The 10409-nt window shown below is 54.7% G+C and carries 10 protein-coding genes and 1 rRNA gene; 4 read left to right on the forward strand and 7 right to left on the reverse strand.

All coding sequences use genetic code 11. The annotated features are described in order from the left end of the window. Positions 1-51: 51 nt before the first annotated feature. Entirely contained in the window at positions 52-813 is a 762-nt protein-coding gene (locus QMF38_RS01135; protein WP_281758365.1) for a ZIP family metal transporter, read from the forward strand. Here QMF38_RS01135 and QMF38_RS01140 read toward each other — a convergent pair. Continuing rightward, positions 806-1789, reverse strand: coding sequence for an NAD(P)H-quinone oxidoreductase (locus QMF38_RS01140; RefSeq protein WP_281758367.1), 984 nt, complete (start codon positions 1787-1789; stop codon positions 806-808). The two genes, QMF38_RS01135 and QMF38_RS01140, sit on opposite strands and share 8 nt — an antisense overlap. Before the next feature lie 65 nt (positions 1790-1854). Continuing rightward, the gene (purN, locus tag QMF38_RS01145; protein ID WP_281758369.1) at positions 1855-2454 is read right to left on the reverse strand and encodes a phosphoribosylglycinamide formyltransferase; all 600 of its coding nucleotides are present in this window, start codon (positions 2452-2454) and stop codon (positions 1855-1857) included. Between the two features lie 95 nt (positions 2455-2549). Here purN and QMF38_RS01150 point away from each other — a divergent pair, with 95 nt between their 5' ends. Then, complete coding sequence (locus tag QMF38_RS01150) at positions 2550-3710, forward strand: aminotransferase class I/II-fold pyridoxal phosphate-dependent enzyme (RefSeq protein WP_281758371.1); 1161 nt, start codon at positions 2550-2552, stop codon at positions 3708-3710. 97 nt (positions 3711-3807) lie between these two features. Here the strand turns inward: QMF38_RS01150 and QMF38_RS01155 are convergent, their stop codons facing one another. After that, positions 3808-4590: an SDR family NAD(P)-dependent oxidoreductase gene (locus tag QMF38_RS01155; RefSeq protein ID WP_281758373.1), complete on the reverse strand. Its 783-nt coding sequence runs from the start codon at positions 4588-4590 to the stop codon at positions 3808-3810. A 406-nt stretch (positions 4591-4996) separates the two neighbouring features. Here QMF38_RS01155 and QMF38_RS01160 point away from each other — a divergent pair, with 406 nt between their 5' ends. Further along, complete coding sequence (locus tag QMF38_RS01160; protein ID WP_390853758.1) at positions 4997-6691, forward strand: ABC transporter substrate-binding protein; 1695 nt, start codon at positions 4997-4999, stop codon at positions 6689-6691. 101 nt (positions 6692-6792) lie between these two features. Here the strand turns inward: QMF38_RS01160 and QMF38_RS01165 are convergent, their stop codons facing one another. Further along, positions 6793-7989 carry an MFS transporter gene (locus QMF38_RS01165; RefSeq protein ID WP_281758377.1) on the reverse strand — a complete coding sequence of 399 codons (1197 nt, stop codon included), beginning with the start codon at positions 7987-7989 and terminating at the stop codon, positions 6793-6795. Between the two features lie 103 nt (positions 7990-8092). Next, positions 8093-8926 carry an undecaprenyl-diphosphate phosphatase gene (locus QMF38_RS01170; RefSeq protein ID WP_281758378.1) on the reverse strand — a complete coding sequence of 278 codons (834 nt, stop codon included), beginning with the start codon at positions 8924-8926 and terminating at the stop codon, positions 8093-8095. A 138-nt stretch (positions 8927-9064) separates the two neighbouring features. Here QMF38_RS01170 and QMF38_RS01175 point away from each other — a divergent pair, with 138 nt between their 5' ends. Further along, positions 9065-9532, forward strand: a complete 468-nt coding sequence (locus QMF38_RS01175; RefSeq protein ID WP_281758380.1) for a DinB family protein — start codon at positions 9065-9067, stop codon at positions 9530-9532. A gap of 57 nt (positions 9533-9589) precedes the next feature. Here QMF38_RS01175 and QMF38_RS01180 read toward each other — a convergent pair whose 3' ends face one another. Next, positions 9590-9955 carry a carboxymuconolactone decarboxylase family protein gene (locus tag QMF38_RS01180; RefSeq protein ID WP_058095182.1) on the reverse strand — a complete coding sequence of 122 codons (366 nt, stop codon included), beginning with the start codon at positions 9953-9955 and terminating at the stop codon, positions 9590-9592. A gap of 196 nt (positions 9956-10151) precedes the next feature. Further along, positions 10152-10268, reverse strand: a 5S ribosomal RNA gene (gene rrf / locus QMF38_RS01185). Between the last annotated feature and the right edge of the window lie 141 nt (positions 10269-10409).

Below are 10409 nucleotides of genomic sequence, written 5' to 3' on the forward strand. Positions count from 1 at the left end.
TGTAACCCTGCAGGAGATAAGATGGTTTAGCTGTGTGGGGAGGAATTTCGATTGACGAGCGTTTGGCTCGCATTGTTTTTATCGGCACTAGCCGCGATGGCGGACACAGTGGGCGGGGCGCTCACCGTCGTCCGGCAATTCGAGGGGCGTACGCTGGCTTCGTTTACTTCTATCGGCGCCGGATTTTTGCTCGGCGCAACGCTGCTCGATAGACTTCCCGACACGTTGCACACGATGCCAAAACTCGGCGTTACCTATATGCTGATTGGGTATCTGCTCGTGCTCACACTCGAGATCATACGCCACAGTCGCAACCACGAAAACACGCACAGCCACGCCACAGGTCACGCACACACGGCCGCCATGCAAGGTGGCACCATTGCACTGGTCAGCATGATGGTTCATACGTTCATGGACGGCGTCGTGATCGCAGGGGCACTCGCTGCGAATCGCGCCGAGGGCATCCTCATGTTTGTCGCGATCACGCTACATAAAGTGCCGGAAGGCCTTACGATTAGCGCCATCAGCCTGAATTCATCGAATTCACGCCGACGGGCGTTTCTTTGGGCCTTCCTGCTCACGTGTTCCACCATCGTCGGTGCCATCACGGCGGTCGTACTCGGTAGCGTTGGCGGCCCCAGCGTCAACATCATCATGGCGCTTGCCACTGGCACGTTCTTGTTTATCTCAACGTCCGATCTCGTCCCGTTCGTGCGCGCACAGGAGCAACCGCGCAACATGCTGCTCCTGCTCTTTGGCTGCGGTGTTTTTTATCTCAGCCTGACACTGCTCCAATCCATAGGTCTCAGTTGACGTTCAACACAATTTTACCCGTGTTCCGATTCGACTCCATATACCGATGAGCTTCCTGCACGTCTCGCCAATCGAAAACAGAGTCCACCACCGGGACGACCTCTCCATTGGCCAAGGCGTCCCCGGCAAACGCTTGAAATGCGGCCGTCAGTTCAATTTTGTCGGCGAGTGAGCGCGAACGCAGCGCCGTACCAATGATTTGCAGTCGACGTCCCAACAATTGACCGAGATCCAGCGCGTCGACCTTCGTGCCACCCATCGTACCGATCACGATAAGCCGCCCATCGATAGCGAGGGAAGCGATATTATCTGCAAAATACGGCGCGCCGATAAAGTCAAAGATGATATTCGCACCGCGCCCATCTGTATGTTTCTGGACAAAATCGACAAACGAGCCATCGTGATAATTCCATCCCGCTTGCGCGCCAAGGCTCAGACAACGCTCAATTTTCGCCTCTGTACCCGCCGTGACGATGGAGTTGGCGCCAGCCAACCGGATCAGTTGAATGGCGGACGTCCCCACGCCACTTGCCCCAGCATGCACAAGCACCGTTTCCCGAGGCGATAAACGCCCCAACACAAACAGATTGAGGTAAGCGGTGAGGAAGGTTTCGGGAATCGCCGCGCCTTGCGCAAATGTCAAGTTGGTCGGCAAGCGCATCAGCATGCCTGCGGGGACACATGCGTACTGCGCGTACCCACCACCAGGCAACAATGCGCAGACGCGATCCCCAACGCTGACGGACGTCACGCCCTCGCCGAGCTCTGCCACTTCCCCGGCCATTTCGAGCCCCAGAATCTCTGAGGCACCCGGCGGCGGAGGGTAAAGGCCGCGCCGTTGCAACAAATCGGCTCGGTTCAAGGCCGTCGCACGCACGCGCACCAGAACCTCTCCCGGACCGGGCCGCGGCGTCTCCACTTCAGAGATTTGCAAAACGTCCGGCTCTCCAAATGACGACATGGTGACTGCCAGCACCACGCACACCCCCAGGTTGACTGTTCACCCAAACAGGGTATCACACTCCGCACGCACTATCCAAATCAAACCAGATACAACTCGCCTCGCGCGATCCGCTGTAGAACCTGTACATAAAGAGGTCCTTCTTGCTCTGCCACACGCTCGCGCAGGGATTGCGCAGAGTCGTCTGGCAGCACAGGCACGCGGGCTTGCGCCAGGATGCGGCCGTGATCGTATTCGTCGTCGACGACGTGTACGGTCGCACCAGATTCCTGCACACCTGCTGCGATCACGGCTTCGTGCACGCGCATGCCGTACATGCCTTGCCCTCCGAAGTTCGGCAATAAGCTTGGGTGAATATTGAGAATGCGATTGGCAAAGGCCGCGAGCGTTTTGGGCCCAATGCGCTTCATGTAGCCAGACAAAACGACCAGATCTACCTGTGCCTCCATAAGCGTTCGCGCAATTTCGGCGTCCGCGGCATCCTCACCACCCGCGCGATACGCATTGATGCAGACGTGTGGCAGTTGCCGATCTCGCGCAAACACCAAAGCTTGGCTGTCAGGATTGTTACTGATAATCACAGCAGGCGTGGCGTCGAGATGCCCAGCCTCTATGGCCTGTACCACCGCACGCATACCAGAGCCGTTATAGGATGCTAAAAATCCAATTCGCAACGTCAAGTCTATGACACTCCTCAAGATCTTTGTATGCTGGAAAGAGGGGGCGCAGCTTATCAGCCCCGACGTCACAATATCGCGAGCGAGGAGTAAGGCCTATGATCACCCCATCCAAACGCCTGCAAAGTTTGCCCGAAGGCGTATTTCAAGACCTCGCCTTAGCCAAAGGTCAACGGCTGGCAGCTGGCGAAGATGTCATCGATCTCAGCGTCGGTAGTCCGGATTTCCCACCGCCTGCGCACGCCATCGCGGAGCTGACAAAACACGCAGCCGAAACAAACCAATACGGATATGCCATCACTGCGTTGCCCGCGTTTCAAGAGGCTGTGGCAGCATTCTACGAGCGCTATGGCGTCACCCTCGACCCCGTGCACGAGGTGCTGCAACTCGCGGGATCGCAAGAAGGACTGAGCCATCTCGCGTTGACGTTCATCAACCCGGGTGATCTCGTGCTCATCCCCGACCCCGGCTACCCGATTTACGAGGCGGGCGTGCGTCTGGCCGGCGGCGAGGTGATGCCCATTCCGGTCGATCCCAATACGCTTCATCCGCGTCTTGACGATCTGTCGAGGCGAGATTTGGAACGGGCGAAGATGATGATTCTCAATTATCCGAGCAATCCCACGGCGGGTCTCGCGACGCGCGAGATGTTCGAGCACGTGGTTCGCTTGGCACACCAACATGATATCTTCATCGTCCACGATTTCGCCTATTCAGAACTCGTATTTGACGGCAATGAGGCCATCAGCATTCTTTCCATTCCCGGCGCAAAGGACGTGGCAATCGAGTTTAACTCGTTGTCGAAGACCTACAATCTTGCCGGTGCTCGCATCGCCTATGCGGTCGGCAACCCAACCGCATTGGACTGCCTACGCAAACTCAAGTCGCATATGGACTTTGGCGTGTTCCTCCCCATTCAACGCGCGGCGATCGCGGCCTTGCGCGAGCCCTGGGACGGCTATGAGCGCCAGCGGATCGCCTATATGGAGCGACGGGACGCGTTCTGCGGTGCACTCGTCGAAACCGGATGGGAGGTCAGGAAGCCTGCTGCGACCATGTTCGTATGGGCCAAGACGCCGAATGGAGAAGACTCTTACCCGTTTGCACTGAATTTGTTACGTGCGACGGGCATTGCGGTGACGCCTGGCATCGCCTTCGGCCCGCGCGGCGAAGGTTACGTGCGGATGGCGTTTGTCCGCGACGTCGACGTCTTGCAGGAGGCGGCCCGACGCATCGGAGCATGGCTAAAGCGGCACTAAACGTTTGGGTGAGAGGCCACCGACTGGCCATGCTTGGCCATCGCGGGTTACTTCCACGCGTCTGAGCGGGGCCCTTACGGGCCCGCCGGACAGCTTCTTAAAGCGCCGCCGCCAAGCCTCCGTCGATGTTCAGCGCTGTACCCGTGATATACGAAGCTGCATCCGAGGCCAGGAACGCGATGACCCGGGCAGCTTCATCCGTGTCGCCGATACGGCCGAGTGGAATCCCGTGCTGCGGCAGGCGGGCAAACTCTTCCCACGCGAGGTCAGGGTACGCTTGCTGCCACATGTTTTCGATTTGAGCACTACGAATTTGGCCGATACAAACGGCATTTACGCGAATACCCATCGGCCCCAAATCTTTGCTCATAGCTTTCGTCAGCGCAAGACCAGCAGCTCGGCTGACAGAAGACGGCAATGAAGAAGCCCCGGGCGTCTTGCCGCCGACGGCTGCCACATTGACAATGGCGCCGCCCCCTTGCCGTTCCATATACGGCACTGCGGCACGTGAACAATGAATGGCGGCAAACAGCTTTAAGTCCAAATCACCGTGCCAATTTTCTTCGTCGACCTCCAGAAAAGCGTGGGCATTTGCCGTACCTGCGTTGTTAATGAGAATGTCGATCCGTCCAAAATGGCTATGTACCTGTTCGACAAAGTTCCGGCATAGAGCGGGATCGCGAACGTCGGTCGGTATAGCCAGCACTTTGCCACCCGACTCCTGTTCGATAGACGCCGCGGCTGTCTGCAGGGCCGCTTCTGTACGCGCGCAAATCGCCACTTGCGCGCCTTCCAGGGCGAGCAGACGAGCGGTACGCAGTCCGATCCCCTTGCTACCTCCGGTCACAATTGCCACTTTTCCGCGAATACCCAGATCCATGCCCAACATCCTTCCTTCCTGTCGCACATCGCCTGAACGGCAGCCACGCTCGTGACGCCACACTTCTAGTGTAACGGAAGCGTGTGAGAGAGATAAAGGAAATGTATAAGATAGGAGTATGTGCGGACGCAAAGGTGGATGGAAGCGAACGCACAATAGAGTCTACGTATCCTATATAGAAAATTGCAAAAGGGTATTGAAAGCGCTTACTCAGAAGCGTAAGATCAGTTCCGTGAGCGGGTTGTTCCTATAAGGATTGCAGGTCTGACAACCAACTCATGCAAGACGGAAGTTCGACAAGATAAGAGCAAAACGCCAAAACCATGTGCGCCGCAGGCGAAACGAAACAAGCACATAGCTTGGTATGGCAAATGCTCGCAATTGTCAAAAAGGGGGCTACATGCAGATGAAGAGAAAGTACGTCGCCGGCATCGCCGTGGCAGCTGCGGTCGTCGTCGCAGGCGGAACATACGCTGGCGTAGCAAGCGCCGGATCGTCAAAAACAACGACGTCATTACCTGGTCAAGCCAGCATCTCCTCAGGCACCACCCTCACAGTCTGTAGCAACCCAACGCCATCCTGGCAAGACAATTTCAATCCGTTTGACTCGTCGGCACTGGGCGGAACGATAGGCAACGTGTATCAGCCGCTGTTTTATTTCGACTCGGTCACTGGTAAACAATTTAACCTGCTTGGCACAAGCTTTAAATTCAGTGACGACAACAAGACGCTGACTGTTCAACTCCGCCCGAACGCGAAATGGCAAGACGGGAAAGCATTCACGTCGACAGACGTCGTCTTTACGTTTATGGAACTGAAGCGGTATCCAGACGCGGACACGAATGGCATATGGCAGCAGTTGACGAGCGTGAAGGCAACTGGCCCACACACCGTCGTCTTTCAGTTTAAAACCGCCAATATTCCGTTCGCCGAAACGTACGTGCTAGGATCCACATACATCGTTCCCGAGGCACAATGGAAATCTCTTGGGGATCCGACAAAGGCAAAAATCACATCGCAAAATGCAATCGGCACTGGCCCATTCAAGGTGTCCTACTTCTCGCCGCAAGATTATAAATTCACCGCAAACCCATTGTACTACGGCGGGAAACCTAAGGTTCAGACGCTGAGCTACCCGGCGTATGGTGGCAACCAGGGCGCGGACCTGGCACTCGCTAGCGGTCAAATTCAATACGGCGGCATTGATATTCCCAATATCGAAACGACTTTCGTAAAAGCAGATCCAGCGCACAATCACTACTACTTCCCGCCGAGTGAGCCAGTCGAGTTGTACCCAAATCTACACAATCCCCTGCTTGCCCAATTACCCGTCCGCGAAGCCATCAACGACGCTATTAATCGCAATGTCCTGTCGACAAAGGGTGAGACGGGATACGAAAAGCCTGGCACGCCAACGAGCCTGGTTCTGCCCAACGACCAAGCTTGGGAAGCACCTGATCTCACGCCATCCGAAAAATCATTTACGGTCAATGACAAACTAGCCATCGAAACCTTGGAGAAGGCAGGATTTCATCGAGGCTCAGATGGTATCTTTGAAAAGAACGGTCAGAAACTTTCCTTCGACCTGCTTACCGTTTCCGGTTGGAGCGATTGGGACGAGGATGCGCTGCTAATCAAGCAACAATTACAGCAAGTCGGTATTGCTGTACAGGTCGACCAGAAGGATTACGCAGCCTATTATAACTTGATTGACCCAGGCAAAGGACAGATCCCCAAGTATGCGCTCGCCATCTCGTGGACAAACACGGGTCCGACACCGTACACGACCTACTACGACATGCTGGATACAAACGGCAACTTTAATCTCGAGGGATTTCACAATGCGGCAGTCGATGCCGCGCTGAGCAACTATTCGGCGACCACAAATCTCGCCCAACAAAAGAAGGACTTGTACAAGGTCGAGCACATCGTGGCGCAACAGCTCCCCGTCATCTGTCTACTGGACGGCGCCTTGTGGTACGAGTATAACGACTCACAATTTACAGGTTTTCCGACGAAGCAAAATCTCTGGATTTATCCTTCGCCGGATAGCCCGTTACCGGCTTCCATCGTGCTCTCCCAACTAAAACCGCGCACCTAATGGCACCAGGGCTGCGTCTCCACCGTTTGCTTTCGGCGGTAGACACAGCCCTGGCTGATCCTGCTCCCGATTTGAATTTACTCGCGAAGATACCGTATCTACTAGGCGACCTTCGCCCTGGTTTTATGGTCGTTCGGTAAAAACAGAGACAAAAGCGCGCCTGCAACTGGAACAAACATAAGAATGTAGAACACCGTAGACAATCCGACGTGATCGGCCAGAATACCGAAAAACGTCGCTCCAATCCCGCCTGCCCCGACGCCGAAACCAATCGTTAGTCCTGAAGCGAGTGAAATGTTCCGGGGTAGCAGGTGTTGCATATACACGACCGTAACAGCGAACGAAGAGAGGATGAAAAAGCCAAACGGAATCAGCACGACAAGCGCCCAAAGGCCACTGAAAAACGGCAGGCCAAGCCCGAACGGAATTGAACACAACATGGAGTACAACAAGATGCGCTGTTTCGGCATGCGATCCGCCAATGCGCCACCAATGAACGTACCTATGGCACCTGCACCTAAAAAGACGAACGTGAACACATCCGACAGATGATAGCCCATCCCATACTTGTGTGCGTAGTAGAACGGCATAAACTGCGCAATGCCGATTTGGCACCAGGATCGCAGAACGATGACGATCACGAGCAAAACGACCGCCCCAATCTGATTCTCCCCATCCACTTCGCGCATCTTTTTACCATAGTCCCGTAGCCCATCCCGGTACCAAGGATACAGGCGCAAGGTCAGAATGAGTCCCAAGGCCACCGCCACAAACATCCATAGGACGCCATGAATGCCGGTGGACAACAAAAAGAGGGATACGATCAAAGGCCCAATGGCCTGCCCCCCGTTGCCACCAACCTGAAATATAGCTTGCGCAAGGCCCTTGACGCGACCCGCTGCAAGGTGTGTCACGCGCGATGCCTCAGGGTGGAACGCCCCCGATCCAAGCCCACTTATCGCCACAAAGATCAGCAAAATCGTGTAGCTCGGCGCAATACCTGTGAGTGTAATGCCTATCGTCGAAAGAAAAAGACCAAGCGGCAGCATCCAGGCGCGCGGATGTCGATCCGCCCACGCCCCAAACAAAGGTTGGGAAATGGAGGATGCCAGATAGGAGACGAGTACGATAAGACTTATCTGCGTATAATTGAGATGGTAGATAGGTTTATACATCTGTGTCAGTGCCGGGACAAGCCCTGTCGTAGATACGTCATTCAGAACGTGCGTGCCGCAGACGCTCCACACCGCATCCCGGTTCATTCTACCTTGCTCGCGCACCCCTTGCACCACTGCCATAAAACCACCCCATTCCGGCCACTGAACCAGTGTATTTCGTGCCTCGAATCACCCGACACGACGCAGGCGGGCAACCTTGTACCCGCCCTCATCGTGGTGTCAATTAAAAATGGAGATTTGCCATGGACATGACAGCAACGACAATTCCTACAACAATACAATACCAGCCAAACGGCCGTAGTGCACGCACTTCGCTACTCTGAAAGTAACGCATAAGAAAAGCTGTACTGAGCAAAGCGAGAATACCAGCAAACAAGCCCCCGAGTAGACCATAATGCAACATTTGATGATTGTGATCGTGCAACATCTTAGGCACTTCCAAGACGCCAGCACCCAAAATGACCGGCGTCGCAAGCAAGAAGCTGAATCGGGCTGCCTCATCATAGGAAAGGCCGCTGCCAAGCCCCGCCGTCATGGTGATACCGCTGCGCGAGAATCCCGGGATGAGCGCGAAGGCCTGCACGACGCCAATCAAAAAACTGCGCCGGTACGACATATCGGCGATCTCGCTCGAACGTCGGCGGCGTTTGCGCATCGCATCGGCCCAAAACAGGATAAGGCCATTGACGATAAGGAAGATGGATGCCGACAACGCAGACGGAAACAGTGCCTGTAACTTGTGCTCAAACAGCTTTCCCAAGATGGCGGCCGGAATGGTTGCCACAACAAGTAACAGGAACGTCTTTCGCTCTTCACGCCGATCGCGAATGAACAAGGAAGCAATCAAGCGAATCCACTCCGGTAGGAAATAAATCAGGAGTGCGAGACCTGTGCCAAGATGCAACATCACGACGAATGGGAGAAATACCTTTGAATCCGAGAATTGCGTCCAATGGAACAAGTACGGAAGAATGACGGCATGTCCGACGCTTGAGATTGGGAACAACTCGGTAATACCTTGTACGATACCGTAGATGATGACCTGTAAAAGATGCATCCAATGTCCTGCCTTTCAAGGAATGTTGACACCCTTCACAATTGTACAGGAAGCCAAATCATTGACAACTTGTTTTTTGTAAGAATAGCGGATCGTGTTAGACTGAAAGCGAATTACAATGTGAAAGGAGCTTTATAAATGACGAAGGCTGAAAGCTATTTAGGACACTGGCACGCACACCGCGATGTACTGACCGACCTCGTCAAAGCCGTTGGTGAGGAACACCTCAATTTCCAACCGTGGGCAGGCGCGATGAGTTTTGCAGATCTCGTTTGGCACATCGTCTCGACCGGCTACTTCTTCGCCGATTCGGCAGCCTTAGGCCATCTTGGCACACGCCCTGAAAAGCCCGACCTATCCACGCTGAGCGCACTTGAATCGTCCATTTCAGAGTGGACACAAAAGACACACGATCGAATCGCTTCGATGACGGACGATCAGTTCGCCAATCTCGTGGACATGACGCAGTTGTTTGGTGCCAAGTTACCAGCAGCTGCGCTGTTGCAAACGAATCTCGACCATGAAATACACCACAAAGGGCAGCTCTTTGTTTACGCACGCCTGTGTGGTGCGGACGCACTTCCGTTCTTCGTCAAACGTGGCTAAACCATAACGGCGGGATTCGTCCCGCCGCAAAGGTTCACATTTACACCTAAGCACGTGTTAATGGGCTTCCACCCGACCCTGAGAATCGAGCAAGTCGCGCACCAACGTAACCGCCTGTGACAAAGCCGCGCCACCACCGAATGCCCCGCATACACCGAGTGTTTCGAGGATTTGCTTTTCAGTAGCTCCTAATCTGAGCGCATTTTGACCGTGAAATAGAATACAATACTCGTCCTGAATTTGCACTGCAATTCCGAGGGCAATCAGGTGTTTCGTCAACTCGGAGAGCTCACCATCTTGAAAGCAGGCATTTGCATATGAGATGAACTGCCTGCCCACCTCTGGAAGGCGCTCGGCAAACCAGCCTAAACCGTCTTTGAATTCCGCGACAGCCAGTTCAACATAATCCAACTCGTCTTCCACACGACCCCTCCTTATCCTGTACCAACTTATCGTGAGCGTTTCTGGAGAGGATATACGTATCAGGGCCTCACAGGCTTCAGCCTTGCGTACAGATGCACTCGGCCGGGGCTGAGCTTCTGTTCTCGGGGAAGTGGGCGGGGAATTGTGCATATAGCAAAACAGAGCCAGGCATCTTCGCCTGACTCTGTCCTCTCTTGCCTGGCAACGACCTGCCTTCCCAGTCCCTCTCGAGACAAGTATTCTCGGCGCTGGAGGTCTTCACGTCCGTGTTCGGGATGGGTACGGGTGTTTCCCCTCCGCTATGGTCACCAGACTTTCATGCTTCGTTTGCTCCTCGCTCACACGGCTTCGGCCTTCGGCCTGCAGATGTGTTCGCTCGGACCAAACTTCGCTTCAGGTGTCTTTGTTGCAACCTTTGTGCTGTGTTCGTTTGTCCTAGCGCTCACGTGGCTTT

The organism is Alicyclobacillus hesperidum subsp. aegles, assembly GCF_027923525.1.
GTDB lineage: Bacteria > Bacillota > Bacilli > Alicyclobacillales > Alicyclobacillaceae > Alicyclobacillus > Alicyclobacillus aegles.

Bases quoted from the DNA above. Each gene is read 5' to 3' on its own strand.
- QMF38_RS01150 (WP_281758371.1), top strand. From the start codon at position 2,550: ATGATCACCCCATCCAAACGCCTGCAAAGTTTGCCCGAAGGCGTATTT.
- QMF38_RS01155 (WP_281758373.1), bottom strand. From the start codon at position 4,590: ATGGATCTGGGTATTCGCGGAAAAGTGGCAATTGTGACCGGAGGTAGC.
- QMF38_RS01165 (WP_281758377.1), bottom strand. From the start codon at position 7,989: ATGGCAGTGGTGCAAGGGGTGCGCGAGCAAGGTAGAATGAACCGGGAT.
- QMF38_RS01170 (WP_281758378.1), bottom strand. From the start codon at position 8,926: ATGCATCTTTTACAGGTCATCATCTACGGTATCGTACAAGGTATTACC.
- QMF38_RS01160 (WP_390853758.1), top strand. From the start codon at position 4,997: ATGAAGAGAAAGTACGTCGCCGGCATCGCCGTGGCAGCTGCGGTCGTC.
- QMF38_RS01175 (WP_281758380.1), top strand. From the start codon at position 9,065: ATGACGAAGGCTGAAAGCTATTTAGGACACTGGCACGCACACCGCGAT.